Below are 25686 nucleotides of genomic sequence, written 5' to 3'. Positions count from 1 at the left end.
ACCATGCGCCACCCGCACCGCCTCGCCTTCGTGCTGCTGCCCCGGCATTCGCTGCTGGCCGGCAGCGCCGCGGCCGAGGTGCTGGTGGCGGCCAATGAGGTGCTAGGCGAGCCGCGCTACGCGCCCCTGATGCTCTCGCTGGACGGCCAGCCCGTCACGGCCGCCTGCGGTACGCGCGTGATGGTGGCAGGCGCGCTGGCCTCGGCCCCGCCGTTGCGCGCCGCGCTGGTGGTCAGCGAGACCTTGCCCGGCGCGCCTGAGCCCAGCGCAGCAGCGCCCGCCATCACGGCGGCAGCCACCGCGCCGCTGGGGCGCTGGCTGCGCGAGCAGGCGGCCGCCGGCGCGCTGCTCGGCGGCCTGGGCACCGGCGCCGCGTGGCTGGCTTCGGCCGGGCTGCTGCAGGGCTACCGCGCCACGTTGCACCACGCGCAGGTGGCGCAGGTGAGCGAACTGCACCCGCAGGCCGTGTTCTCCAGCAACGTCTACGAGATCGACCGCGACCGCCTCTCTTGCGGCCACGGCACGGCCAGCCTCGACCTGCTGATCGCCTGGCTGGCCGGCGAGCACGGCGATGCGATCGTCGCGCCGCTGCTCGCGCACTTCGGCCTCGACCGCCTGCGCGCGCGCGATGAACGCCAGCGCGCGCCCCTGAGCGCACGCGTGCCCAATGCCAAGGTCACCGAAGCCGTGGCGCTGATGGAAGCCAACCTGCAGGAACCACTGCCCACCGAAGACATCGCGCGGCTGGTGGGCGTGTCGGGCCGACAGCTCGAACGCCTGTTCAAGCAGCACCTGGGCGACATGCCAAGCCGCCACTACGTGGAACTGCGCCTGGTGCGCGCGCGGCGGCTGCTGCGCCACAGCGGGCAGTCCATCCTGCAGATCGCGCTGGCCTGCGGCTTTGCCTCGGCCTCGCACTTCAGCAAGGCCTACCGGGCGCGCTTCGGCCACACCCCGCGTGACGAGCGCAGCGCGCGCGCCGTCGATTGGCAGGCCCAACACGCCACACGCGATGCCGCCCGCGATGCCGCCCAAGAACCCGCCAGCCCCGCCGGCGGGCCCAACCCAGAGACACCCTGATGAGCTCTACCGCACTGCCTCCCACCGCGCCCGGGCCTGTCGAAACCAGCGCCGAACCGGGCGCGGCCGATTTCCTGCTGCGCGCCGCCGGCCCGGCCGATCTGGACGCGCTGGAGCGCATGGCCCGCGCCAGCGCCGCCGGCATCACCACGCTGCCGCCCGACCGCGCCGAACTCGCCGCGCGGCTGCAGCGCAGCGCCGCCAGCTTCAGCCGGCCCGATGCTTCCACCGGCGAAGAGATCTACCTCTTCGTGCTGGAAGACCGCGCCCGCGCCGCCACCGGTGAAGACCCCGTCATCGGCACCTGCGGCATCATCGCCGCCGCCGGCTATGCCGACCGCTACTGCTGCTACCGCAACGAGACGCTGGTGCACGCCAGCACCGCGCTGCAGCTGCGCAAGCGCGTGCACACGCTGCAGCTCTGCCACGCACTCACCGGCGCCACCATGCTCAGCTCGTTCTACATCGAGCCGGCGTATGAACGCACGGTGGCGCCGCAGCTGCTCTCGCGTGCGCGGCTGCTCTTCATCGCCGAGTTCGCCGAGCGCTTCGCCGACCGCATCGCCTCCGAAAGCCCGGGCCTGGCCGATGCCGACGGCCACTGCCCCTTCTGGGACGCCGTGGGCCGGCGCTTCTTCGACATGGACTACCCGCAGGTCGAACGCCTGGCTGTGGGCCGCAGCAAGGCCTTCATCGCCGACCTGCTGCCGCAGGCGCCCATCTACGTGCCGCTGCTGCCGGAAGAGGCGCAGTGGGCCATCGGCCAGCTCAACCCGGTGGCCGAGGTGCCCTTCGAGATCCTGATGGACGAAGGCTTCGAGACCGAGAACTACGTCGATGTTTTCGACGGCGGCCCCATCGTCGATGCGCCGGTGAACACGCTGCGCACCGTGGCGCAATCGCGCGCCGCGCCCGCACAGTGGCTGGCGGGCGATGCCGCCACCGCTGGTCAAGCCTGGCATCTCGTGGCCACGACCCGGCGGCAAGACTTCCGCGCGGTGCTGGCCCGAGCGGCGTGGACCCAGGGCCATTGGCAGATGGGGGCCGCCGACGCCCAGCGCCTGGGCCTGCAGGCGCCCGCCGACCACGGCACGCGGCTGCGCGCCGCACCGCTGGCCCAGGGCCTGATGGCCGAAGCCCCGAACACCGCGGCCGCGCTGCCGCGTGGAGACCTCGCATGACGTCGCCCACATCCGCCACCGCCACCTGGCACGCCAGGCCCGCCACCGCCACCGATGCCGACGCACTGGCCGCCCTGCGCGACCTGCACGGCGCCCCGCTGCCCCCGCTGGCCGAAAGCGAAACCGCCTGGGTGGCCAGCGCCCAAGCGGGCGCCCCGCCCGTGGCCACGCTGCGCCTGCGCCGCCACATCGGCAAGCCGGTGCCGCGGGGCTGGTTTCGCCTGGGCTGGGCGGTGCATGCTTCTGCGGAGCTGGGCCTGTACCGGCGCCAGCGCACGCTGCTGCTGGGGCACGACCTCACCGGCGCCGGCGAGCTCTGCGGCTTCGGCTGCGCCGCCACCCTGCCTGCCACCGAAGCCGGCCCGGCCTGGGTGGCGCTGGTGCAGGCGGCGATGCTGGCGCGGCAAGGCACCCCTGAAGTCAAGGCATCGGCCCCCTGCATTGCCGAGTTGCCGGGCCTGGGCGACGCCGAGGGCAACGCGCCCGTGTGGCAGGCCCTGGGCCACCACTTCCACGGCCAGGATCTCGCCACGCTGCGCCGCCAGCTGGGCAGCGAAGGCCTGCACCACCTGGCCGCGCTGATGCCGCGGCACCTGGTCTACGCCTCCTTGCTGCCCGCCGCGGCGCAGGCGGCTCTCGGGCAGGTGCATGCGACCGCGCTGCCCTTGCACGCGGCGCTGCTGCAGGCGGGATTCGGCGCGCGCGAGCACATCACCGTCACCGATGGCGGCCCGGTGCTCGAGTGCTGGCCCGACACCCGCACCGCACCCGCCTGAGCCCCGCTCTGCCACCAGAGCGACATCGCATGGCCTGGGCCCGACATCGGGCGGCCAACCCTCTTACCAGCCTGCGGCGGCTGGGCCAAGCTTCGGTTCGCCACATCGGCCAGCCCTTGCTCCATGCCCAGCCCCGCCATGCGCTCCGACCCACGCCGCCCTTTCCTTGCCGCCGCCGCCCTGGCGCTGAGCATGCTGCTCCTGCCTGCCCCTGCGGCGGCCCAGGCCCCCGGCTGGGCGCAGGTGCGTGTGGGCGTGGAAGGCAACTACCCGCCCTTCTCGCGCCTGGGGCCTGACGGCCAGCTCAGCGGCTTCGACATCGACATCGCCAAGGCGGTGTGCGAGCGCATCCAGGCCCGCTGCACGCTGGTGCAGCAGGAGTGGGACGGCATGATCCCGGCGCTGGCCGCGCGCAAGTTCGACATGATCGTGGCGTCGATGACGCTCAGCCCCGAGCGCCGCAAGGTGCTGGATTTCTCCGACCCGTACTACGACATCCCCTCGCGTTTCGTCGCCAAGGCCGGCGCCTTCAAGGACGCCGCACCCGCCACGCTGAAGGGCCGCACGATCATCGTGCTGCGCAACAGCCCGCGCGCCAAGTACCTGCGCGAGCGCTACCCCGAAAGCCGGCTGCTGCTGGTGAACAAGGAGACCGACATCTACCTCGAACTCGCGGCGGGCCGCGGCGACGTGGGCTTCGGCTCCAGCGTGGTGTCGGCCGAGAGCTTCCTCAAGCGGCCCGAGGGCAAGGGCCACGCGCAACTCGGCCCCATGGTGCGGCTGGACGAAGGCGGCGGCGGCGTGGCCATCGCCTTCCGCAAGGGCGAAGACACGCTGCGCACGAAAGTGAATGCCGCGCTGAAGGCCATGAAGGCCGACGGCAGCTACCAGAAGCTGGCCGCACGCTACTTCGACTTCGACGTTTCGGGTGGCTCCTGAGCTGCGCTGCTTTTTTCTGAGCTGACACCCATGTTGCACGGATACGGCCCCGCCCTGCTCGGCGGGCTGCTCACCACGCTCTCGGTCGCCGCGCTCTCGCTGGCCGTGGCCTGCCTCTTCGGCCTGGCGGGCGCGGCGGCACGGCTGTCTTCGTCGCGTGCGCTGCAGGGCCTGGCGCTGGCCTACACCACGCTCATCCGCGGCCTGCCCGACCTGGTGCTGATGCTGCTGATCTTCTACGGCGGCCAGATCGCATTGAACGCACTGGCTGCGCAGCAAGGGTGGGGCTACATCGACGTGCCGCCCTACGCTGCCGGCGTGCTGACGCTGGGCTTCATCTACGGCGCTTATCTCGCGGAGACCTTTCGCGGCGCCATCCTCGCCATCCCGCGCGGGCAGAGCGAGGCGGCGCGGGCCTACGGCCTGCGCCCGCTGCAGGTGTGGCGGCGCATCGTGCTGCCGCAGATGGTGCGCCACGCGGTGCCGGGCTTTACCAACAACTGGCTGGTGATGGTCAAGGCCACGGCCCTGGTCTCCATCATCGGGCTGGACGACCTGGTGCACCGCGCCAACCTCGCGGCCTCGGCCACACGCGAGCCCTTCACCTTCTTCGTGCTGATCGCCGGCATCTACCTGGCGCTCACCACGGTGTCGCTGGCGGCGCTGGCGTGGCTGAGCCGGCGCTACAGCCTCGGCGTGCGCGAACTGAGCTTCTGATGATCGATTGGGACGTGATCCGCCAGAGCCTGCCCGACTTCGGGCAAGGGCTGCTGATGTCGCTGCAGCTGCTGGGCCTGTGCCTGGCCACGGGCTTCGTGCTCTCGGTGCCGCTGGCCATCGCGCGCGTGTCGGCCCGGCGCTGGCTCAGCGTGCCGGTGTGGACCTTCACCTACGTCATCCGCGGCACGCCGCTGCTGGTGCAGGTGTTCATCGTCTACTACGGCCTGGCGCAGTTCGAGGCCGTGCGCGAGAGCTTCGCCTGGCCGATGTTGCGCGAGGCCTGGTTCTGCGCCTGGCTGGCCTTCTCCATCAACACCACGGCCTACACCACCGAGATCATCGCCGGCGCGCTGAAGGCCACGCCTGCGGGCGAGCTGGAGGCGGCACGCGCCTACGGGCTGCGCGGCTGGCGTCTCTACCGCCGCATCCTGCTGCCCAGTGCCTTGCGCCGCGCGCTGCCGCAGTACGGCAACGAGGTGGTGAGCCTGATGCACGCCACGTCCATCGCCAACACCGTGACGCTGGTGGACGTGACGCGCGTGGCCCGCGACGTCTACGCCAACCACCTGCTGCCGGTGGAAGCCTTCGGCACCGCAGCGCTCGTCTACTTCGTGCTGACCTTTGCGATGGTCGGCAGCTTCCGCGCGCTGGAACACCGCTTCCTTCGCCACCTGCGCCCACAGCGCACCGGCAACCCGTCCCCGGCCCCCCGCCTGGCCCCCGTGGCCACGCCCTGACCCCATGCACACAGAAACCCACCACCTCGAAGGCGCCACCCCGGGGCTGCGCGCCGAACTCACCGTGCTGCACTTCGGCCCGCGCGACCGCGGCCCCAAGGCCGCCATCCACGCCGCCCTGCATGCCGATGAAGTGCCCGCGCTGCTGGTGGCGCAATGCCTGCGCGAGCGCCTGGCGCAACTGGAGGCCGATGGCCGCCTGCTCGGCGAAGTGCGGCTCGTGCCCGTGGCCAACCCGCTGGGCCTGGCGCAGCGCCTGCTGGGCCGCCACGAGGGCCGCTTCGACCTGCGCGACGGCCTGAACTTCAACCGCGGCTACCCCGATCTGGCCGAGGCCGCACACGCGCGCCTGCAGACGCCGCTGGGCGCCGATGCGGGTGCCAACGTGGCCACGCTGCGCGAGGCGCTGCGCGCTGCGGCCGAGGCCGAGATCCTTCGCGCCCAGACGATGACCGAGCACCTCAAGAGACGCCTGCTGCTCAACGCCATCGATTGCGACGTGGTGCTCGACCTGCATTGCGATTCAGAAGCCGTGGTGCACCTCTATGCATTGACCCCTCACCAACCCCTGGCCGAAGAGCTGGGCGCCTGGCTGGGCGCCCGCGCCGTGCTGCTGGCATTGGACAGTGGCGACGGCCCCTTCGACGAAGCCTGCAGCCGCCCCTGGGTGCAACTGCAGCAGCGCCTGCCCGAGCACCCGCTGCCGGCGGCCTGCTTTGCCGCCACGGTGGAACTGCGCGGCGAGGCCGACGTGAACCTCGCGCAGGCCGGGGCCGATGCCGATGCGCTGTTGAACTTCCTGCACCGCCGCGGTTTCATCGCCGGCCCACTGCCGGTGCCGCCGGCGGCGCTGTGCGAGGCCACGCCGCTGTCGGGTTCGGAGCCCATCCAGGCGCCGCACGCCGGCATCGTGGTCTTCGAGGCCGAGCCCGGCCAGGCCCTGGCCGCAGGCGAAGCCGTGGCCACGCTGGTGTGCCCCTCCACCGGCCGCCGCACCGTGCTGCGCACGCAATCGGCCGGCCTGCTGTACGCCCGCATCGCCACGCGCTGGGCTGCCGCCGGCCAGCGCCTGGGCAAGGTGGCCGGGCGCAGCCTGGCACGCACCGGCAAGCTGCTGAGCGCCTGAACCATGAGCCCCATCGACAACCGCCCCCTGCGCCTGCACGCCGAAGGCATCGTCAAGCGCTACGGCAGCACCGAGGTGCTCAAGGGCGTGAGCCTGCAGGCCCACCAGGGCGACGTCATCGCGATGATCGGCGCCAGCGGCTCGGGCAAGAGCACCTTCCTGCGGTGCCTGAACCTGCTGGAAGCGCCCACGGCCGGCCGCCTGGCCATCGCCAGCGAAGACCTGAAGCTCGTGCCCGACGGCCGCGGCGCGCTGAAAGCCGCCGATGCCGCGCAGCTGCAGCGCCTGCGCAGCCGCGTGGCCATGGTCTTCCAGCACTTCAACCTGTGGGCGCACATGACGGCGCTGCAGAACGTGACCGAGGCGCCGGTGCAGGTGCTGGGCCTGAGCAAGGCCGAAGCCAACGAACGCGCCGAGGCCTACCTGCAGCGCGTGGGCGTGCACCACCGCCGCCATGCCTACCCGGCGCACATGTCGGGCGGCGAGCAGCAGCGCGTGGCCATCGCTCGCGCGCTGGCGATGGAGCCCGAGGTGATGCTCTTCGACGAGCCCACCTCGGCGCTGGACCCCGAACTGGTGGGCGAGGTGCTGCGCGTGATGCGCAGCGTGGCCGAAGAGGGCCGCACGATGATCGTCGTCACGCACGAGATGGGTTTCGCGCGCGAGGTCAGCAGCCGGGTCGTCTTCCTGCACCAGGGCGCCATCGCCGAAGACGGCCCGCCGGCCGAGGTGCTGCTGCGTCCGCAGAGCGAGCGGCTGCAGGCCTTCCTGGCCAACACGCTCAAGTAGCTGCGCGCAACCGTGGCCGGCCATACCGTCGGCCGGGGCACAATCCGCTCCAGCGCAGCACCTCGGCGCGCGCCGAGGTGGTTGGCCAGGTTGCACTCCACGACCACGCAGTCTCGCCCGGCTCCCGGGCTTGCACCTGGCATGACGGCTGGCGCCGGGGCCCTCTGGCCCGGGCTGCGGCAGCCCATGCTGCGGGTGGCTGGTCCATCCGCCCATCCACCCTGCCTCCGCGTCTGCCGACGCGCACCCAGAAAGCCCGCCCCATGAAGATCGCCCTCATCATCGAAAACAGCCAGGCCGCCAAGTCAGACATCGTGCACAGCGCGCTGAAGTCGGTCGTCGAGCCCCTGGGCCACACCGTGCACCACTACGGCATGTACACGCCGGAGGACAAGGCCTCGCTCACCTACGTGATGAACGGCCTGCTGGCCGGCATCCTGCTGAACAGCAAGGCCGCCGACTTCGTCGTCACCGGCTGCGGCACGGGCATGGGCTCGATGCTGGCCTGCAACAGCATGCCCGGCGTGTTCTGCGGCCTCGTCATCGACCCCACCGACGCCTTCCTCTTCGGCCAGATCAACGACGGCAACTGCCTCTCGATGCCCTACGCCAAGGGCTTCGGCTGGGCCGCCGAACTCAACCTGCAGGACTGCTACCGCAAGCTCTTCGAGGTGGAGCGCGGCGTGGGCTACCCGAAGGAGCGCGCGGCCATCATGGCCAAGAACCGCGGCATCCTGAAGGGCCTGAAGGCGGCCTCGTGCAAGGACATGCTGAGCACGCTGAAAGCCGTGGATCCTGAACTGCTGAAGGCCGCCACCGCCGGCGAGAAGTTCCAGGAACTCTTCTTCCCGAACTGCCAGGACGACGCCATCGGCAGCTACCTGCGCGGCGTGATCGGGGCCTGATCCCCGAGAGGCCCTCGCGTGCCGGGGCCCGGAATGAAAACAGGGCCCGAGGGCCCTGTTTTCATGTGTGTGCGGTGGGGTGGCTGATGGGACTCGAACCCAAATTTAGGGGAGTCCCTAGAGTCCCCTACAGTCCCCGCGCACTATGAGCGACCCCCTACGGTCCCCCGGCGTACAACAAATTCTTCCCCCATATCTTCCCCGAAGCTGTTTCGATAGAACGAAACGGACTCCGCCCAGCAAGGCCGCAGCAGGCGTGCTATCTTGACGTGGTGAGGGTGCCAGCAGTAGGCGGAGCGCCGCGAACGCGATGCCCAACGCGCAGGGGGTTACTCGGAGTGGCCGGCAGCGCCGCCCTCACACCTTCAGCGCTCGACCTCTTGTGTACTCACCACGACGCCGTCCTCGGTGTAGACGTACAGCGTGCGGCGGCTTGAGGCGTAGACCAGCTGGTGCCGCACCACTTCGGCCGACATCGAGCGCGTGAACCGGTCCGGCGGCCCGCCGATCATCCGATCCAACTCCGCGCGGGTCATGCCCGGCACGATCTTCTTCTCAGCGATCGCGCGCAGGATGTGGGGCGGCCTGGCGGGGGTGGGCGCCGCGGCAGGCAGCGCGAGCTTCTCGGCCCGCTCCTGGCCAGCGCAAGGCGCGTCCTGAAACGAAACCGCCCCGTCCTTGCCGGTGCACTTGAACTGCGCGTGGGCGCTGCAGGCCGCCAGGGCCAGAACAACGGGGAGGATCTTCACGGCGCGACGCTACTGCGCCGGCGCGGCTCCGTCAACCGTCAGCGCGTCGTGGGCGCGCTCGCAGAGGGCGCCGGCGCGGCCGCGGGCGTCGGCGACGTCAGCCAGGAGTCGAGCTCGCGCGATACACTGACCGAGCACGTCGGCAAGCATTCCGGGGGCGTCTTCGGCTGCCGGGCCGCCAAGGGTAGCGCCGGAATTTCGGGCGGCGAAACGGGCGGCGGTGACAAGCGCGGCGATGCGGTCGTGCAGCCGGCCAGCCACAGCGTCAGCGACCACACGATCAGCGCGTTCCTGCTGGGCGACACGTTCGGCGTCATCGAGGGCCTCCTGCAGCGCCTTGCGACGCCTCTGTTCTTCGATCTGGACCGCCCGGGCCGCCAGGCGCGACACCTCGGCCGCCGCGGCGCGCTCGTTGGCCCATTCGCCCCGCTCGCGCTCAAGCACCACCTGCACCCGGGCCGCACCGCTGCGGTCGCCGGCGGCGTAGCGCTCAGCGCCCCACCAGAGGGCCGCAGGCAGCGCCAGGAGCGCCACCCAGGCCCAGGAGGGCACGAGGCGCAGCCAGGCGGTCACGCGGCCGGCGTGAAGTCGACGTAGAACTCGCCGCCCAGCTTGAACTGCTCGGCGGCCGCTTTGTTGACGGTGCCGAGCGTCACCTGGCCCCAGGGCGTCGCGTTGAAGAACTTGGCGTTCTCGGACTCGGGATTGCTGTCGTAGACCGGAGCCATGTCGATGCGGGCGGCACCGTCGGGGTAGGTGGTGACGTTGTTGACTTTGAACTTGGCGCGAACGCTCATGGCGAACCTTTCAGTGTGGGTGACATCGACTCAATCGCAGCGAGTCGGGAAAACCGGAAAAGAAAATTACGACGGGTCGTAGTCCTGCACCGTGATGAACACGTCATCCTTGGCGCGCTCGGCGCCTTCGAGGACGATCATCAGGTTCTCGTAAGCCGCGCGGCTCTGCAACAAGCTGCGCTCCAAGCGCTGCTGCCCGACGAGGATGCAGCCCTCGGTGTCTTCGTGGGTGTTGCCCGGGTGAATGCGGATGCCCGAGAACCCCGGCACGTCCAGCAGCAGCGGCATGCGGCGCTTGAACCGGGGGCTCATCGTGATCTGCACCCGGTACCGGCCGGCGGGGATGGCGGTGTGGGCGTAGACCTTCACGCCTGGCGCGCGCACCACGTCTTCGAGCGTCCAGCACTGCCACGCGCCGTTGACGGTAAGGCTGCCGATCGTGGTGTCGGGCAGCAGCTGCAGGCGTTCGAGAACAAGCTCCACGGTCACACGCTCCTGAAGCGCGCCGGCACGCCCTCGCGCCACAGACGAGACGTGACGATCTGCACCGCGGCGAACGACACGAGGATCGTCACGCTGGGCAGCGAGGGCGAGTAGCCCCAGAGCGCCAGGGCCAGCAAGCCGAACGCGGCCGAGCTCCCCAGGCTGACGAACGCCAAGCGCACGGCGAGTCGCGTGGTGTCGCGCGACATGAGCACGGCGCGGCAGAACGAGGTGTAGATCAGCGTAGCGCACGCCACGACATACAGCACGGTCATGGTGCATTGCCTCCAAGTTTGCGACGGAAGGCCGCCACGATGTCGCCCGCCAAAGGGCGCCACCGGTCGCCGACGAACGCGATGAAGAACGCCACACCGGCGAGCACGTGATGCGCTGGCCAGCCCGAGTAACGCTCGATCAGCCATGCGGCCGAGGAACTGAAGACGACCGCGGTGAGGATCATCCGCAGCATGAAACGGGCGCCGTCGAAGCGGGGGGCGGCGGCGTTGGTTTCGCGGCCCGAGAGCGACCACATGGCCCCGACGAACGAGCAGAAGACGATCGTCAGGTACTCGCCAGCAAGCGGACCAAGCAGGGAGATCAACGCGGCGGCGAGGCCCCCGAGCGAAATCGGGGCAGGATGATCGTTCATGGTCCGCGACCCTACGTGGCCAGCGTCGCGGGCGCCAACACGGCTATTTCGTCAGGACGAAGCGATGTCGAACGCCGCGCTCAGCACTTGGCGCCTGGTGCTGTCCTGGCAGGCCACGACGAGGCCGGTACCGCCCGTAGCTGCGGTGCGCGTGCCCGAGATGACGCCCGTCGCTGCGTTGAGAGCCAAGCCGGGCGGCAGCGTGCCGGCGGTGAGCGTGTAGGCGCGCGGTGCCCAGCCGCCACTGAAGAACGCTTCGAGCGGGAAGCTGTAGGGCGTGCCCACGACGGCCGCCCACGGTGCCACAGGTGCGGCCAGGGCCAGCAGCGGCGGCCCGAGTGGCTGCGAGACTCGAGAACCGATCTCCGCGTCGACCACGGGGCCGTCGGGCAGCACTGCTTCGATCAGCCCTTGCCGGATCAGCACCCGCGCGCCAACGGCCGCCATGCCGCGCACCACCACTCGCGAGCCCGTGGCCACGCCGGGCGCAACGCTCACCGAGCCGGCGCCGGCCACGAGGTCGACGTTGCTGGTGCCGTCGCCATTGACCGAAGCCACCGTGCCGACTGTGGCCGCCGGGCCCGGCAGCAGCGCGCGGAGGCGGCTGAAAAGGTTGGTGCTCATCACAACGCCCCGATGCGCAGATAGTCCACGCGCGGCATCTGGGCCGCAGTGGAAGAGTTGCGAGTAGTCTGCAACTGGAACCCGGTGGCGGCAGGCACGGCCTCGGTGCCGACGAGTGGGGTCTGGTCGGCGCCGGCCACGGTGAGCATGTAGGTCTGCGCACCGCCAGGCGTCGCTGCCGTGACCCGCACCTTCAGGACGAGGTCGGTCGAGGGGGTGAACGCCACCGGGCCGATCGCCTGCACCTGATCGACCTCGCCCGCGGTGATCGTGATGAGGAAGACCTCGTAGTCGGTGCCAACCGTACCGAACGACAAGCGCCAACCACGCGTCTCGCCCGTGCCGGCGTCGACCGGCTGGAACAGCCACGGTGCGCCAGCGCCGCCCGACGGCAAGCGGATCGACACCTCGAACAAATAGTTCTGCGGCAGCGAGACGGACGTCTGATAGGTTGGCGTCGACCCGAGAGTGCCGGCCGCGATGGCAAGACCGTCGCCGCTGCGCTGGATCGTGCCCTCGCCGCCTTCCGTCAGCACGCGCGACCAGGCCGACCCGGTGTTGGGCGTGGCGATCTGCCCCGTGCCGTCGAACGTGTCGAGCAGCAGGTAGGACGGCGCAGGCGGCGGTGGCGGTGGAGGCGGCGGTGGCGGGGGCGGTGGCGGCGCTGCAGGCTCAAACACGCCGGCCACGATCTCGACGTCGTTGATCGTGAAGTTGCTACTGCCGACCCGAGTGCTGAATCGCAGCCCGGTGATTTCCACAGGCGTGCTTGCAACGGCGTCGGTGAACGTCGTGAGCAGCGAACCGTTGTACCAGAGGCGCAGTCGCTGCGAGCCCGAGAAGTTCGGTTCGTACGCCAGGCGCAACTCGCGAGCCGCCCCCGTGGGTTGCGCCGAGAGTTGCAAGTCGTAGGGGAACAGGACGCCCGGCATGCCATAGGCGACAAGCTGCAGGTTGACCTCTGCCGGGTCGGTGGGCCCGCCGTAGCCAATGCTGACGCCGACGAACGAGTTGTCGCCGAGGCTCAAGTACGTCGGCCCGAAGAAGAAGACCGACGAATTCGACGTAGGCAACGCGGGGTTGGTGAGGTTGACGACGACTGTGAAGGGGCCTGCGAAACTCGTCGGCGAGACATAGAGCGCCTGGTCGCCGAGGCTTCCCGAGTACTGCGCGACGCCAGATGCCTTCTGCAGCGACGCCAGGAACAGGCCGGGGTTCGGTTCGACCCAGGCGCCGCCCACGTTGGGCGTGGCGATCTCGCCCGTGCCGTCGAAGGTATCTCGCAGCATGACGGTGCCGGGCGCAGGCGTCGGGGCCGGGGGCGGAGGCGGCGGTGGCGGCGGTGGCGGTGCCGGCGGCGTGGGCAGCGGAGCAGGGGCAGGCGCAACGCCGGCCACGCCACTGGGGAACGACGTCGGCCGCTCCAGCGTCAGCGTCTGCCGAGCCCTCTCGAGCGTTGCCGAGATCTCCACGGCACGCACCATGCCGACCCAGGTGGCGTCGGGGTCGACGCAGCGCACCAGCGCGCCGCGCGCGACGGCCGCGCCGTGCAGTTGCAGCGTGCGCGCCTCGCGAGTACGACCGCCGAAGCTGTGCAGCGTTGCGGCCGCACGCTCGCGCAGGGCCGGGCCGTCGGTCAGCAGCGGGTCGGAGATCATCGGAGCCTGCACGCTGCCCGAGGTGCCTGCCAGCCGCGCGAACAGCACCTGGCCGCTCTCCTGGCCTACCACCACCACGCCGTCGTAGGCAGGCTGGTCAACGATCTCCTGGCGCAGCGCCTCGACGGCCACGCGGGGCACTTGAAGGTCGGGCGCGGTGCCCGCCCAGGCTGCGGGCTCGATCGGGTAGCGGCTGCGCACCGTAAGGCGCGGCTCGGTGGGATGGGCCTCGACCGTGGCGCCGACGGCCTGGGCCATCGCGCGCACCACGCCCAGCGGGTCCAACGTGGCCGACCATCCGCCCGCCGGGATAAGCCAGTCGGGCAGATCCCAGACGATTTCGACGCCGGTGAACGTGTTGGCCAGGGCGCAGATCTGCGCGGCGGAGGTGGGCGCGTCGGCAAGCCACGTCTGGGCGGCCTGGTAAGGGGCGCCTGCAGCAGAGGCGAGGCTGCGGCCGCGGATCGTCACGCCGCGGCTCGCGAAGCTCAGCGGCTGGTCGATCTCCTCGACCACGAAACGCCACTTGCTCGTGCCGATCGTCACCTCGACCGTGGCCGGCTGCGCGCCCGCGCGGATCGCGTCAGCGAGCGCCGAGGGGCCTGCGGCCTGCATCGTCCACAGGTCTGAGAGGTCGGGCAGCGAGAGGCTGATCGAAGCGACCGGCAGCGCCAAGCCGGTACGGAGGTCGACCACGCTCAACGGCGTGCTCTGGGGGTAGCTGGTGGAGGGCAGGATCTCGCGCACCGGAGCGAGGCTGTTCGGCGCGATGGCGACGCCGCCGGGCGGCGGAGCCGGCGTGACGTAGGGGCCGCCGACGCTCTGCACCTGGCCGGCTTCGTTCCACGTCGTCGGCGCGGCGGCCTGCACGGGCGCGGCCTCGTTCCAGCGCGTCAGCGCTGCGGCTTGAATCTCAGGCATCGACGCTCCCGAGCAAGCGCCACGCTGCACCCGTGGTGCCGCTGGCGGTGCTGCGCATCGTGGAGCGCAGCGCCCACACTGCAGCGCTGGCTGCCGCGGTGTTGAAGCGCAACACCGAGCCGACGAGGATGCCCGTCGACCAGCTGGCGGCCAGCAGCGTGAACAGCGGCGCGCCGGTAGCGGGGTTGAGCGGCGAATAGTTGGCCGTCGTGGTGCCCGCGCCGATGCGCCCCAGCGCCTCGCTGTAGTCGAAGACGAACTGCGCCGCGCTGCTGCGCTGACGTTGCCCGCCGCTGCGCCCGCAGCCGCCCCCGCCGGCTTGCCGCCCGCTCCGCCTGCCGCCGCGCCTGTTGCCCCCGCGGCGCTCGACCTGAGCAACTTCGCGGCGATCATGCAGGCGCTCGCCCCGCACCTTGCGAGCGGCAAGATCTCGAACCTGTCGCTCGTGACCACGCTCGGCGAATTCGGCATGGCCATCCGCTTGAACGCGGGGCTTATCAGCTACGCGGACCGCTGGGACAGGACGCCCGAGTTCTTCGGCCTCGAAGGCATGGCCGTCTGCGCGGTGCTCACGCCGGGCATCGAGTTCGAGGTGCTGCGCCTGGATGGCACGTCAAGCGGCGTGTCGTACCTCATGAAAGGCGACGTTCTTTACTGCAAGGTGCCGAGCGGCGGGCTCATCACATACCACCGGCCACGCTTGGCGCCATCGCCGCAGGAGTGGCGCGGCCTCTCGTTGAGCTACGAGGGCTGGAACAGCAACCAGAAGAAGGGCCCGACCGGCTGGATGCGGATGCCGCTTTACGGTGGCCTCGCCGCCGAGAACGTCACGCAGAAGGTCGCCCGCGACAAGCAGATGGGCGCGATTCGCGGTTGCGAGAACGCCGGCTATCGCGTCGCCATGCACACCTACGACGAGATCGTCGCGGAGGTGCCAGAGGGCGTGGGCAGCGTCGAGCAACTCGAAGCGCTCATGGTCAAGCCCGACCCTTGGAACGTCGGTTGGCCGATCAAGGCCGCCGGCGGCTGGCGCGCGAAGCGCTACCGCAAAGGCTGATCCCTCCAAAGCGGCCCCCTAGCACCGCATGGTGTTTAACGGCTGCGATTCATCGCACACTTCACTACGAGAAAACGACATGCTTCTAAGCGAAGACCGACCGCCGCGCACCGTGCGCGAACTGCTGGCATCACTAGCAGGAACGATCAAACGACGCTTGGAAGCAAGTACGATCTCTGTAGACGAAGTGTTGGACGCGGAGATACGAAGCGCCCAGTTCTCTCTGTTGAAGGCGGAGCAAGAGCGGGAAAAAGCGGAGTACACAGCATCAATGCTTCGACGGCGAATCGAACGATTGAGGCTTGCACGTGGACACCAAGATTACACCTTTGCTGCGATTCCTGCGCGCGTTCCCGGGGAAGCCCGAACGCAAGGCGTTTGCGGAGGCTTGCGAAACGACGGAGCTTTACCTCTACCAGATCGCCGCTCAGCCGTACCCGAACCCTCGGCTCAGGCTCGCCCTGGCCCTGGTGCGCGAGAGCAAAAAGATCGCGCGAAAGCTCATGACTCAGCCGCTCACGCTGGAAGATCTGCTCGTAGGGACCGGCGATGAGTCAGAGCGTCCACGAAACGGAGTTGACGGCTGATGAGGCCGATGCGTACCGCGGGCTCTCTGCGGAACAAGTCGCTTTTCTGCGTTCCAAGATTGGTCGGAAGCCGCGCGCCTATGAGGGGTCCGCACTTGAGCAGTACCACGCGGACGTCCGCGCTACTCACGAGATGCGGCAGGAAGAGATCGCCCGCGAGTTCGCGGAGGACTACTGCGGGCCGAGCATGGGGGATCTCAGGGCGGCGAGCGCCCGCGCCAGGTCGGCGCGCCTGCAGCGCACTCCGCCGTGGGCCGACCTTGATGCGATCAGGGCGTTCTACGAAGCCGCTTGGGATGCTTCGCGCCGAACCGGCACCCCCCATCACGTCGACCACGTCATCCCCCTTCAGGGCAAGAATGTTTCGGGTCTACACGTCCACACCAACCTGCAGGTTTTGCCCGCGTTCGACAACCTCAGCAAAGGCAACCGCTACGAGGTGGCATCGTGAGCGCGCCGACCGCATTGGCGCCATACGTCGTGCTGAAGAAAGCCGAAGAGATCACCGGCTACACAGTCAAAGCGATGGAGCGCAAGATTGAACGGGGCGAATGGGTCGAAGGTAGGGAGTGGCGCAAGGCCCCGGATGGGCGGCGCCTTCTCAGCGTTGAGGGGTACCGAGCGTGGGTAGAACGGGGTCGGGCGTAGAAGTTAGGGCGAAGTCGATCCGGTTCACTTTCGTGCCGGGCAAACCTACGCTCATGGTCAACGGCGTCCCTGCGCTGCCCACGCCGGCTAACGTGAAGTGGGCCCTGCGATTGGCCGGCGAGATCCGCGAGCGCATGCGCTACGGCACGTTCAGCATGGCCGAATACTTCCCCGCTGCCGGAACGGCGGACACGCCAGCCACGGCCGGGACGGTGCTTGACACGTGGCTTTCGGCCCAGCGCATCGAGGGCAGCACCAAAGCCGGGTATGAGAGCGCCCTGAAGTTCTGGAAGACTGCCATCGGGGACAAGCCAGCCCGAGCAGTGCGACATTCGGACATCCTCACTGCGCTAGCCGCCCGGCCCGACCTGTCCGGCAAGACGATCAACAACTACGTCTCGGTGGCCCGCCAAGCGTTCGCCCTGGCGGTTAAAGACAAGGCCATGCAGGAGAACCCGGCGGCCGACGTTCCGCGCGCCAGCTGGCAACGCGACCCACCGGACCCGTTCACACGCGACGAGGCCGAGGCAATCATCGCGGACTTCGTCAGCCACTACCCCGAACCTGTGGCCAACATGATCGAGTGGCGGTTCTTCTCGGGAGTGCGGACGTCTGAGATGGCCGGGCTACGCTGGCCCCAAGTAGACCTAGCGCGCGGCAGCTTCCGTATCAGCGAAACCATCGTGCGCGGGCAGGACAAGGGCAAGACAAAGACCTCGGTGGTTCGGGACGTCCTGGCCAATAGCCGCGCCTTGGCGGCCCTTCAGCGCCAGCGCAAGCACACTCAGATGGCCGGGCAACATGTGTGGCTGGACCCGCGCTACGGAACGGAGTGGCGCGAAGAGCGCGCTTTCCGTCGCTCCTACTGGGAGCCTTGCCTGAAACGACTCGGCATCCGGTACCGGCCGCCCAACAACTGCCGGCACACCTACGCCACGATGATGCTCATGGCGGGCATGCGCCCGGCGTTCTGCGCCAAGCAACTCGGCCACAGTATCGAGATGTTCCTGCGCACCTACTCTCGCTGGATCAGCGGCGAGCAGGACGCCCGCGAGATGCTGCAGTTAGAGGCGGCGCTGGCCGATTCTTCCCCGGGTCTTCCCCAGAAATCGGAAGGGCCAGCGGCCTCATAGGTAAAGCGGTGGGGTGGCTGATGGGACTCGAACCCACGACGACCAGAATCACAATCTGGGACTCTACCAACTGAGCTACAGCCACCGCAGAAGGAGCGAGAGTATAGCGTGCCCGCCGGGCCGCAGCCCCGCTCAGCGCGCTGCCGATGCCGCAGCGTCGGAAGGCGTGGCTGCGAGGGGCGTCACGTTGGCCTTGTAGCGCTTCTTGAGCGATGCCAGGTAGGCCTCGGTCTCGGCCACACCCCAGGCCTGCGCGTACTGCGCGCGCAGCGGAGCATCGCCGCCCGGCGGCGTTTCGCGCGGCAGCACCTGCATCACGCGCACGACGAAGTAGCCGTCGGCGCCGAGGTCCACGCCCGTCACGGCGGGCAGCTTGTCGGCATCGGCGCGCAGCGCCGCATCCATCAGCGGGCGCGGCATGCCCTGGGCCTGGGCGCGAGAAACCGTCACCACGATGGGCAGCGGCTCGGTGCTGTTGCCGGCCTTCAGCGCCGCCACGCGGGCTTCGCCTTCCTGGCGAGCCAGCGCCGCGGCGCGCTCTTCCACGAGCCGCTGGCGCACGCGGTCCTTGACTTCGGCGAAGGCCTGCACACGCTCCGGGAAGTGCTCAACGACGCGTGCCGACACCAGCTGGTTGCTGCCGACCTCCACCGCATCGGTGTTGCGCTTGTTGCGCAGGGTTTCAGTGCCGAACACGGCGTCCAGCAGCTTGGCCGAGGCCAGCGGGCCGGTGGCGCCGGGGGCGGGCTTGCGCAGCACGGTGGCCGTCTGCAGGCTGAGCTTGAGCTTGTCGACCACGGGCTTCAGGCTGTCGCTCTGCTCGTAGACGGTGTTCGTGAAGGTCTCTGCCGATTCGGCCCAGCGCTTCTGCGCCAGCGTCTTGCGCAGTTCGGCTTCGACTTCGGCACGCACCGCCTCGAAGGGCCGCACCTGGCCGCCGCGCACGCCTGTGACCGTGATGATGTGGAAGCCGAAATCGCTCTCGACGATGCCGCTGATCTCGCCCTGCTTGAGCGTGAAGGCCGCTTCCTCGAAAGGCTTGACCATCTGGCCACGGCCGAAGAAATCGAGGTCGCCGCCCTGGGCTGCAGAGCCCGGGTCGTCGGAGTTCTTGCGCGCCAGTTCGGCGAAGCCTGCCGGGTTCTTGCGCACTTCGGCCAGCAGGCCCTCGGCCTTGGCCTTGGCCTTGGCGCGCTCGTCGGCCTTCGCGCCCGCCTCGGCCTTCACGAGGATGTGGCTGGCTCGGCGCTCTTCGGGCGTCGAGTACTTGGCGATGCCGTCGTTGTAGGCCTTGCGCAGGTCTTCTTCGGTGACGGCCACGCCCTGGCCCAGCAGCGCCAGATCGAGCAGCACGTATTCGATGCGGGCCTGCTCGGGCGCCTTGAACTGCGCCGTGTTCGCCTTGTAGTAGGCCTCGACGTCGGCGTCGGTGGCCTGCACCTTCTCGCGGTAGGCCGCGGGGTCGAAACGCTGCAATTGCACGGCACGGCGTTGCATGAAGGCGTCGAGCGCCGCGTTGGCCGGCACGGCGCTGGAGGGCGCGGTCGACAGCACGCCCGCCACCACCTGGCGCACGCCCAGGTCCTGCCGCAGGCGCTGGTCGAAGAGGGCCGGCGTGAGACCCTGTGCCACCAGAAGTTCGCGGCTGATCTTGCCGTCGGCGCCACGCAGACCGGCGTACTGCGGGTCGCTGTCGAACAGGCGTGCCATGCGGGCATCGCTGGGGAACAGATGCATCTTCGTGGCCGCGGTCAGCAGCACGCGTTCACGGACCAGGTTGTCCAGCGTGTCGCGGCGCGCGGCCGGTGTGTCGAGCGCCACCGGGTCTTGCGTGGGCGCCTGGCGGCGCTGGTTGTCCATGAAGCGGCGGTGCGCGTCGTCCCATTCGGCGCGCGAGATCTTCTGCCCATCGACCTTGGCCACGGCCTGGCTCGCGGCGTCGTTGAACTGCGTGTAGCCCTCGACGCCGAAGAAGATGAACGAGGGAATGATCAGCAGCAGCAGGAAACCCAGCACCAGACGGGTGTGGTCGCGGATGAAATCGAACATCGAGAGAGATCCTGGTGACGTGCCGGGCAGTGTGGGCGGCGAGGGCGCTGCCCATGACAAAACGCCGCCGCGCAGCGCGCGGGGCGGCGAATTCTAGCGGAGGGGGTGGTGGGTGCTGACGGGTTCGAACCGCCGACCTACGCCTTGTAAGGGCGCCGCTCTACCGGCTGAGCTAAGCACCCGGCATGCGGTGCTTACTTGCCGCCGTTGAGCCCGTCTTTCAGGGCCTTGCCAGGGCGGAACTTCGGCACCTTGGCGGACTTGATTTTGATGGCGTCGCCGGTGCGCGGGTTGCGGCCCGTGCGGGCAGCGCGCTTGGGCGCAGTGAAGGTGCCGAAGCCGGTGATGGTGACGCTGCCGCCCTTCTTGAGCGTGGTCTTCACCGCGCCGATCAAGGCCTCGAGCGAGCGGCCCGCCGCGGCCTTGGAGATGTCGGCCTGCTTGGCGATGTGCTCGATCAGTTCACTCTTGTTCACGTCGCGGTTCCCCTCATCAGGTGTCTTCGGAATTCGGTGGCTACGCTGGCGGCAGACCCGGCGCACGCCGCGCCTAGGCGGTCAAATCATTACATCCCGCCCGATTCCGAGGTGTCAAGCGAGGCCGCGGATTCTAGGCCCGCGCAGGCGCGGGGTCGCGCACGACGAGCGCCACGCCCACGGCCGTGCACGCCAGGCCTGCCAGGCTCAAGGGTGTGAGCAATTCATCGAACAAGCACCAGGCGAGCACGGCGGTGCAAGGCGGCACGAGATACATCAAACTGGTGACGGCCGTGGCCGCGCCGCGCTGGATCAACAGGTACAGCAGCGAACTGCCGCCCAGCGTGAGCACGAGCACCGACCAGGCCAGCGCACCGATGAGTTGGGGATGCCAGTCGAAGGCGTAGCTTTCGATCCAGGCCAGCGGTGCCGTCACCGCCAGCGCCGCCAGCAACTGCACCGCGCTGGCGCTGCGCACATCACATGGGGCCACCCAGCGCTTCTGGTACAGCGTGCCGGCCGTGATGGCACCGAGCGCCAGCACCGCCAGGGCCAGGTTTTCGGGCCGCGCCTGCCCCAGGTGCAACTTGTGCCACACCACCAGCAGCAGACCCGCCAGACCCAGCGCCAGGCCCAGCCATTGCACCGGCCGCACCCGCGCCGCACTGCCTGCGCCATGGCCTGCCATGGCGCTCAGCCACAGTGCCGTGAGCACCGGTTGCAGCCCGACGATCAGCGACACCAGCCCCGCGCCCAGGCCCAGTTTCACCGCCGCCCACACGCCGCCCAGGTAGCCCGCGTGCATGAGCACGCCCGTGACCGCGAGGTGACCCCACTGCGCACCGCCCTGCGGCCAGGCCGCACCCGACAGCCGCACCCAGGCGAGAAAGAGCAAGGCCGAAAACAGGAAGCGCAGCGCCAGGAAGTCCATCGGCCCGGCATGCGGCATGCCGTAGCGCGCCACCACGAAGCCGGTGCTCCAGATCAGCACGAAGACCAAGGGCACCGCGCGCTGCAGCGCGGCAGGCGAAAGCGCGGCCATGCCGCTCAAGGCGCCTTGGCGCGGATCTCGGGCAGGGCCTTTTGCAGGTAGTAGGCCATCGACCAGATGGTGAGCACCGCCGACACCCACACCAGCACCGTGCCCCACAGGCGTGTGTCGATCACGCCGAACACGGTGGCGTCGTAGAGCAGGAAGGGAATGGCCACCATCTGCGAGGTGGTCTTGAGCTTGCCCAGCATGTGCACCGCCACGCTGCGCGAGGCGCCGATCTGCGCCATCCACTCGCGCAGCGCCGAGATGGCGATCTCGCGGCCGATGATGACCAGCGCCACGATGGAGTCGACGCGGTCGTGCTCCAGCAGCACCAGCAGGCAGGCGCAGACCAGGAACTTGTCGGCCACCGGGTCGAGGAAGGCGCCAAAGGCCGAGGTCTGGTTGAGCTTGCGCGCCAGGTAGCCGTCGAGCCAGTCGGTCAGCGCGAACACGACGAACATCGTGGTGGCCACGAGGTTCTGCGTCTTCACGTCCCAACCCAGGTAGTACACGCCGATGATGAGCGGTATGGCCGCGATGCGGGCCCAGGTGAGCAGCGTGGGGATGGTGAAGAACATCGGGCGATTGTGCCCAAGGCGCCGAGGTACCGGGATGAGGACGCGCAAGTGCTGCGCAGGGCTCAGTCGACGTCGAGCGTGCGCGGCTTGAAACGCAGGTCGTCGTCGAAGAGGAAGGTCTCCACCACGCGCCAGGGTTTGGGCAGGCGCGAGACGTCGCCGTAGGGCGCCGCACGGCGCACAGCGTCCATGGCCAGGCGCGTGGCTTCATCGCCCGTGCTGGGACGGCGCAGCACCTTGATGCCCCGCACGGTGCCGTCGGCGTTGAGGTCGACTTCCAGCACCGGGATGGCGTACAGGCGTTCGGGCGGGCGGCCGGTGTAGGTGCTGTCGGGGTGAGCCTGCATCAAGCGCGCCGCAAACTGCGCCTGCAACGCCGCCTGCGAACGCGGCGTGGCCGGTGCGGACAGTGTGACGTAGCGCGGGTTGCGCGGGATGGGGCCGCGCGCCGCAGTGCCCGCAGGCCTGGGCGGCGTGAGGCCCGGCACGCCTTGCGCACCCGGGCGGGTGGGGCTGGCGATGGCGCCGGCGGTCGGTGGCGCGGCCGCCGGGGCGGGCGCCGGAGCCGGCTGCGGGGCAGCGGCTGGCGCGGGCGGCGTCGGGGCCGGCTTGGGCGCTTGTGCACACCCGGCCAGCGCCACGGCACACCAGAAGGCCAGCCAGGCATGCCGCGATGTGCGGCCAGGAACGGCCGGGTTGTTCAGGGTCTCGTCAATGCAATGCACGGTAAATCTCCTCCGCCAGTTCCCGAGAAATGCCTTCCACGCTGGCCAGGTCTTCCACACCGGCCGCCGCCACGCCGCGCAGCCCGCCGAAGCGCTGCAGCAGCCGCGCTCGTTTGCGCGGGCCCACGCCGGCAATGTCTTCGAGTTTGCTGCCGCCCGTGCGCACGCTGGCGCGCTTGGCGCGCATGCCGGTGATGGCGAAGCGGTGGGCCTCGTCGCGGATCTGCGCCACCAGCATCAGTGCCGCCGAATCGTGGCCCAGGTAGACCTTCTCGCGGCCGTCGGCGAACACCAGTTCCTCCAGGCCGACCTTGCGGCCCTCGCCTTTCTCCACGCCAACGATCAGGCCCAGGTCCAGCCCCAGTTCCTGGAAGACCTCGCGCGCCATGCTCACCTGGCCGCGGCCGCCGTCCACCAGCACCAGGTCGGGCAGGCGGGCGGCGCCGCGCGCGGCGCGCGCGGGCTTGGCCTTGGGCGCAGCGGCGGGCGGCTCTTCCGCCGCCGGCTCGGCCTCGCCCTCGGCCGGCGCTGCCTCGGCCTTGCCCGCAGCCACGGCTTCGGCCAGACGCGCGTAGCGGCGCGTCAGCACCTGGCGCATGGCGGCGTAGTCGTCACCGCCGGTCACGCCTTCGATGTTGAAGCGGCGGTACTGCGCGCTCTGCATCGCGTGGCCTTCGTAGACCACGCAACTCGCCTGCGTGGCTTCGCCCGCGGTGTGGCTGATGTCGAAACACTCCACGCGCAAGGCGGCCGGGTCTTCGATGTCGAGGTCCAGCGCCTCGATGAGCGCCCGCGTGCGCTGCTGCGCCGAACCCTCTTCGGCCAGCAGCCGCGCCAGCGACAGCTCGGCGCCCTTGGCCGCCATCTCCAGCCAGATGCGGCGCTGCTCGCGCGGCTGGTGCGTGCAGCGCAGCTTGATGCCCGTGGTCTCGGCCAGCGCCTCGATCAGCGCCGGGTCCACCGGGTGGCTGGTGACCAGCACCGGCGGCACCGGCTGGCCGATGTAGTGCTGGGCGATGAAGGCCTCCAGCACCGCGCACTCGGGCGCGGCCAGCATGGCGCGGGCGTTCTCGGGGCCGGCCAGATCGTCTTCGAAGCGGGCCTCGGCTTCGTCGGCACTGAGCGCGGCGCCGTCGTCCACGTGCTGCGGGAAGTAGGCGCGGTCGCCCAGGTGACGGCTGCCGCGCACCATCGCCAGGTTCACGCAGGCGCGGCCGCCGGCCACCTTCACGGCGAGGATGTCGACATCCTTGTCCGAGGCCGAGAGACTGCTGGCGTCCATGCTCTGCTGGTGCAGCACCTTCGAGAGCGAGCCGATGCGGTCGCGCAGCGCGGCGGCCTTCTCGAACTCCAGCCCTTCGGCGTGGGCCATCATCTTCGACTGCAGGTCGTCGATGACCTCTTGCGTGTCACCCAGCAGGAAGCGCTCGGCATCGCGCACGTCGCGCGCGTAGTCCTCGGGCGTGATGAAGCCGACGCAAGGCGCAGTGCAGCGCTGGATCTGGTACAGCAGGCAGGGCCGGCTGCGGTGGTTGTAGACCGTGTCCTCGCAGGTGCGCAGGCGGAAGACCTTCTGCATCAGCTGGATGGTCTGCTTCACGGCCCAGGCGTTGGGGTAGGGGCCGAAGTAGCGGTGCTTTTTGTCCACCGCGCCGCGGAAGTAGGCCATGCGCGGAAACGCATGCGAGACCAGCTTCAGGTAGGGGTAGCTCTTGTCGTCCCGGAAGAGGATGTTGAACTTCGGGTCGAGCGTCTTGATGAGGTTGTTTTCGAGCAGCAAGGCCTCGGCCTCGCTGCGCACCACGGTGGTTTCCAGCCGGGCGATGCGGCTGACCATGTGGCCGATGCGCGTGCCGTCGTGGTCCTTGTGCAGGTAGCTGCTGACGCGCTTCTTGAGGTTGCGCGCCTTGCCCACGTAGAGCAGGCCATCGGCCGCATCGAACCAGCGGTAGACGCCCGGCAGGCCGGGCAGTGCGGCCACTTCGGCCAGCAGGCGTTCACGGTTCGAAGGCGGCGGCGGGGCCGGGGTCTCTGCGCTCTCACTCATCGGCCGCGATTGTGTCGTCTCCGATCCCGCCCTTCGATAATGCCCCGATGCCGGCCTTGTTGTGGGATGTGTACTGCCGCGTCATCGACAACCTCGGCGACGCGGGCGTCTGCTGGCGCCTGGCGGTGAACCTGGCGCAGCGCGGGCAGCACGTGCGCGTGGTCATCGACGATGCCGCGCCCTTGGCCTTCATGGCACCGAACGGTGCGCCTGGGGTCGAGGTGCTGCCCTGGCCGGGGCCGGCCACCCCGGGTGACGTGGTGGTGGAAGCCTTCGGCTGCGATCCGCCTGCGAAAACCGTGGCGGCGATGGCGCGGCGCACGCCGCCGCCGCTGTGGCTGAACCTCGAGTACCTCAGCGCCGAGGCCTACGTCGAACGCTCGCACCGCCTGCCCTCGCCGCAGTTCGGCGGGCCTGGCGCGGGCCTGACCAAGTGGTTCTTCTACCCCGGCTTCACGCCCGCCACCGGCGGCCTGCTGCGCGAGCCCGGCCTGGCCGCCGCGCACGCAGCCTTCGACCGCCACGCCTGGCTGCAGGCCCAGGGCCAGCCGCCGCTGCGCCCGGGCGAGCAGGTGATGGCGCTCTTCTGCTACGACAACCCCGCGCTGCCCGCGCTGCTGGCCGAACTGGCGCGCACCGACACCCCGCCCACCCGGCTGCTGCTGACACCCGGGCCGGCACAACGGCAGGTGGCGGCGCTGTGGCCGCAGCCCCCGGCCGCGGTGCAGGTGCACGCCCTGCCCTGGCTCACGCAGGCCGGCTTCGACCAACTGCTCTGGGCCGCCGACCTGAACTTCGTGCGCGGTGAAGATTCGCTGGTGCGTGCGCTCTGGGCGGGCGCCCCCTTCGTCTGGCAGGTCTACCCGCAGGACGACGGCGCCCATGCCGCCAAGCTGCAGGCCCTGGCCCAGCGCCTGCAGCTCCCGGCCGACGTGGCCGCGCTATGGCGCGCCTGGAACGGCCTGCAGGCGCCCTGGCCCGGCCTGCCGCCAAGGGCGGGCGCCTGGGCCGCCGCGGCGCAGGCGGCCTCGGCAGCGCAGGCGGCGCAGCCCGATCTCGCCACGCAACTGCTCGCTTTCGTGCAGATGCAGCGCCCCGGCAGCCGCTGAACGCGCTGCCAGGCACCGACAAGCCCGCCCGCCGCCTGCTAGAATTAGGGGCTTTGCGCAACGCAAGCAGGCCCACTCCCAGGCACTGAGAGCCCCTCAGCCCCGCC

General features: G+C 69.9%; 30 protein-coding genes and 2 tRNA genes. 15 read left to right on the top strand and 17 right to left on the bottom strand.

Annotation, left to right across the window (positions count from 1 at the left end; genetic code table 11):
• The first annotated feature begins 3 nt into the window (after positions 1 to 3).
• The 9 genes from EOE66_RS14570 (at position 4) to EOE66_RS14530 (ending at position 8253) form a co-directional block, all read left to right on the top strand.
• Complete coding sequence (locus EOE66_RS14570) at positions 4 to 1080, top strand: GlxA family transcriptional regulator (RefSeq protein ID WP_128229446.1); 1077 nt, start codon at positions 4 to 6, stop codon at positions 1078 to 1080.
• Positions 1080 to 2261 carry an arginine N-succinyltransferase gene (locus tag EOE66_RS14565; RefSeq protein WP_128229445.1) on the top strand — a complete coding sequence of 394 codons (1182 nt, stop codon included), beginning with the start codon at positions 1080 to 1082 and terminating at the stop codon, positions 2259 to 2261. The genes EOE66_RS14570 and EOE66_RS14565 overlap by 1 nt, the downstream gene beginning before the upstream one ends.
• Complete coding sequence (locus tag EOE66_RS14560) at positions 2258 to 3037, top strand: arginine N-succinyltransferase (RefSeq protein WP_128229444.1); 780 nt, start codon at positions 2258 to 2260, stop codon at positions 3035 to 3037. The genes EOE66_RS14565 and EOE66_RS14560 overlap by 4 nt, the downstream gene beginning before the upstream one ends.
• A gap of 138 nt (positions 3038 to 3175) precedes the next feature.
• The gene (locus EOE66_RS14555; protein ID WP_164885117.1) at positions 3176 to 3976 is read left to right on the top strand and encodes a transporter substrate-binding domain-containing protein; all 801 of its coding nucleotides are present in this window, start codon (positions 3176 to 3178) and stop codon (positions 3974 to 3976) included.
• 30 nt (positions 3977 to 4006) lie between these two features.
• A complete protein-coding gene (locus EOE66_RS14550; protein ID WP_128229442.1) occupies positions 4007 to 4693 on the top strand; it encodes an ABC transporter permease in 687 nt (228 codons plus the stop codon).
• Positions 4693 to 5433: an ABC transporter permease gene (locus EOE66_RS14545; RefSeq protein WP_245479047.1), complete on the top strand. Its 741-nt coding sequence runs from the start codon at positions 4693 to 4695 to the stop codon at positions 5431 to 5433. The genes EOE66_RS14550 and EOE66_RS14545 overlap by 1 nt, the downstream gene beginning before the upstream one ends.
• A gap of 4 nt (positions 5434 to 5437) precedes the next feature.
• Positions 5438 to 6559 (top strand): succinylglutamate desuccinylase/aspartoacylase family protein, encoded by a 1122-nt coding sequence (locus EOE66_RS14540; RefSeq protein WP_128229441.1) that lies wholly within the window; start codon positions 5438 to 5440, stop codon positions 6557 to 6559.
• A gap of 12 nt (positions 6560 to 6571) precedes the next feature.
• Positions 6572 to 7348, top strand: coding sequence for an ABC transporter ATP-binding protein (locus EOE66_RS14535; RefSeq protein WP_310733111.1), 777 nt, complete (start codon positions 6572 to 6574; stop codon positions 7346 to 7348).
• A gap of 263 nt (positions 7349 to 7611) precedes the next feature.
• The gene (locus EOE66_RS14530; RefSeq protein WP_128229439.1) at positions 7612 to 8253 is read left to right on the top strand and encodes an RpiB/LacA/LacB family sugar-phosphate isomerase; all 642 of its coding nucleotides are present in this window, start codon (positions 7612 to 7614) and stop codon (positions 8251 to 8253) included.
• Positions 8254 to 8618: 365 nt separating this feature from the next.
• Here the strand turns inward: EOE66_RS14530 and EOE66_RS14525 are convergent, their stop codons facing one another.
• From EOE66_RS14525 to EOE66_RS14485, 9 genes are all read right to left on the bottom strand, one after another.
• Positions 8619 to 9002 carry a DUF4124 domain-containing protein gene (locus EOE66_RS14525; RefSeq protein WP_128229438.1) on the bottom strand — a complete coding sequence of 128 codons (384 nt, stop codon included), beginning with the start codon at positions 9000 to 9002 and terminating at the stop codon, positions 8619 to 8621.
• A gap of 9 nt (positions 9003 to 9011) precedes the next feature.
• The gene (locus tag EOE66_RS14520) at positions 9012 to 9575 is read right to left on the bottom strand and encodes a DUF2514 family protein (protein ID WP_164885116.1); all 564 of its coding nucleotides are present in this window, start codon (positions 9573 to 9575) and stop codon (positions 9012 to 9014) included.
• Complete coding sequence (locus tag EOE66_RS14515) at positions 9572 to 9799, bottom strand: hypothetical protein (RefSeq protein WP_128229436.1); 228 nt, start codon at positions 9797 to 9799, stop codon at positions 9572 to 9574. Before EOE66_RS14515 ends, EOE66_RS14520 begins: the two co-directional genes overlap by 4 nt.
• Positions 9800 to 9865: 66 nt before the next feature.
• Entirely contained in the window at positions 9866 to 10282 is a 417-nt protein-coding gene (locus EOE66_RS14510; protein ID WP_128229435.1) for a DUF5675 family protein, read from the bottom strand.
• Positions 10283 to 10284: 2 nt separating this feature from the next.
• A complete protein-coding gene (locus EOE66_RS14505; protein WP_128229434.1) occupies positions 10285 to 10557 on the bottom strand; it encodes a hypothetical protein in 273 nt (90 codons plus the stop codon).
• A complete protein-coding gene (locus EOE66_RS14500; protein WP_128229433.1) occupies positions 10554 to 10931 on the bottom strand; it encodes a hypothetical protein in 378 nt (125 codons plus the stop codon). The genes EOE66_RS14505 and EOE66_RS14500 overlap by 4 nt, the downstream gene beginning before the upstream one ends.
• A 51-nt stretch (positions 10932 to 10982) precedes the next feature.
• Positions 10983 to 11555, bottom strand: coding sequence for an Ig domain-containing protein (locus EOE66_RS14495; RefSeq protein WP_128229432.1), 573 nt, complete (start codon positions 11553 to 11555; stop codon positions 10983 to 10985).
• Entirely contained in the window at positions 11555 to 14134 is a 2580-nt protein-coding gene (locus EOE66_RS14490) for a hypothetical protein (RefSeq protein ID WP_128229431.1), read from the bottom strand. The genes EOE66_RS14495 and EOE66_RS14490 overlap by 1 nt, the downstream gene beginning before the upstream one ends.
• Complete coding sequence (locus tag EOE66_RS14485; protein ID WP_128229430.1) at positions 14127 to 14546, bottom strand: hypothetical protein; 420 nt, start codon at positions 14544 to 14546, stop codon at positions 14127 to 14129. The genes EOE66_RS14490 and EOE66_RS14485 overlap by 8 nt, the downstream gene beginning before the upstream one ends.
• On the opposite strand from EOE66_RS14485, the gene EOE66_RS14480 reads away from it, so the two are divergent.
• The 5 genes from EOE66_RS14480 (at position 14526) to EOE66_RS14465 (ending at position 17559) form a co-directional block, all read left to right on the top strand.
• Positions 14526 to 15191, top strand: coding sequence for a hypothetical protein (locus tag EOE66_RS14480; protein ID WP_128229429.1), 666 nt, complete (start codon positions 14526 to 14528; stop codon positions 15189 to 15191). The two genes, EOE66_RS14485 and EOE66_RS14480, sit on opposite strands and share 21 nt — an antisense overlap.
• A gap of 308 nt (positions 15192 to 15499) precedes the next feature.
• Positions 15500 to 15778 (top strand): hypothetical protein, encoded by a 279-nt coding sequence (locus EOE66_RS14475; RefSeq protein WP_128229428.1) that lies wholly within the window; start codon positions 15500 to 15502, stop codon positions 15776 to 15778.
• Positions 15741 to 16229, top strand: coding sequence for a hypothetical protein (locus tag EOE66_RS21830; protein ID WP_164885115.1), 489 nt, complete (start codon positions 15741 to 15743; stop codon positions 16227 to 16229). The genes EOE66_RS14475 and EOE66_RS21830 overlap by 38 nt, the downstream gene beginning before the upstream one ends.
• Positions 16226 to 16426: an excisionase family protein gene (gene xisR, locus EOE66_RS22525; RefSeq protein WP_502573843.1), complete on the top strand. Its 201-nt coding sequence runs from the start codon at positions 16226 to 16228 to the stop codon at positions 16424 to 16426. The genes EOE66_RS21830 and xisR overlap by 4 nt, the downstream gene beginning before the upstream one ends.
• Positions 16402 to 17559, top strand: a complete 1158-nt coding sequence (locus EOE66_RS14465) for a site-specific integrase (protein WP_128229427.1) — start codon at positions 16402 to 16404, stop codon at positions 17557 to 17559. The genes xisR and EOE66_RS14465 overlap by 25 nt, the downstream gene beginning before the upstream one ends.
• Before the next feature lie 9 nt (positions 17560 to 17568).
• Here the strand turns inward: EOE66_RS14465 and EOE66_RS14460 are convergent.
• The 8 genes from EOE66_RS14460 to uvrC all read right to left on the bottom strand — a co-directional run bounded on the left by EOE66_RS14460 (position 17569) and on the right by uvrC (position 24470).
• A tRNA-His gene (locus EOE66_RS14460) sits at positions 17569 to 17644 on the bottom strand.
• A 47-nt stretch (positions 17645 to 17691) separates the two neighbouring features.
• Positions 17692 to 19608: a peptidylprolyl isomerase gene (locus tag EOE66_RS14455; RefSeq protein WP_128229426.1), complete on the bottom strand. Its 1917-nt coding sequence runs from the start codon at positions 19606 to 19608 to the stop codon at positions 17692 to 17694.
• Between the two features lie 106 nt (positions 19609 to 19714).
• Positions 19715 to 19790, bottom strand: a tRNA-Val gene (locus tag EOE66_RS14450).
• A 12-nt stretch (positions 19791 to 19802) separates the two neighbouring features.
• On the bottom strand, positions 19803 to 20084 hold the full coding sequence (locus EOE66_RS14445) for an HU family DNA-binding protein (protein WP_054138105.1): 282 nt from the start codon (positions 20082 to 20084) through the stop codon (positions 19803 to 19805).
• 133 nt (positions 20085 to 20217) lie between these two features.
• The gene (locus EOE66_RS14440; protein ID WP_128229425.1) at positions 20218 to 21126 is read right to left on the bottom strand and encodes a DMT family transporter; all 909 of its coding nucleotides are present in this window, start codon (positions 21124 to 21126) and stop codon (positions 20218 to 20220) included.
• A 5-nt stretch (positions 21127 to 21131) separates the two neighbouring features.
• Positions 21132 to 21698: a CDP-diacylglycerol--glycerol-3-phosphate 3-phosphatidyltransferase gene (gene pgsA, locus EOE66_RS14435; RefSeq protein WP_128229424.1), complete on the bottom strand. Its 567-nt coding sequence runs from the start codon at positions 21696 to 21698 to the stop codon at positions 21132 to 21134.
• Between the two features lie 62 nt (positions 21699 to 21760).
• Complete coding sequence (locus tag EOE66_RS14430; protein ID WP_245479046.1) at positions 21761 to 22423, bottom strand: energy transducer TonB family protein; 663 nt, start codon at positions 22421 to 22423, stop codon at positions 21761 to 21763.
• On the bottom strand, positions 22410 to 24470 hold the full coding sequence (gene uvrC, locus EOE66_RS14425; RefSeq protein ID WP_128229423.1) for an excinuclease ABC subunit UvrC: 2061 nt from the start codon (positions 24468 to 24470) through the stop codon (positions 22410 to 22412). The genes EOE66_RS14430 and uvrC overlap by 14 nt, the downstream gene beginning before the upstream one ends.
• Before the next feature lie 47 nt (positions 24471 to 24517).
• Between uvrC and earP the strand changes: the two genes are divergently transcribed.
• Complete coding sequence (gene earP, locus EOE66_RS14420; RefSeq protein WP_128229422.1) at positions 24518 to 25579, top strand: elongation factor P maturation arginine rhamnosyltransferase EarP; 1062 nt, start codon at positions 24518 to 24520, stop codon at positions 25577 to 25579.
• The last annotated feature ends 107 nt before the right edge of the window (positions 25580 to 25686 follow it).

Origin of the sequence: Rubrivivax rivuli (genome assembly GCF_004016505.1) — a bacterium.
Taxonomy (GTDB): Bacteria; Pseudomonadota; Gammaproteobacteria; order Burkholderiales; family Burkholderiaceae_C; genus Rubrivivax; species Rubrivivax rivuli.
This window is presented reverse-complemented; position numbering and strand designations above follow the sequence as displayed.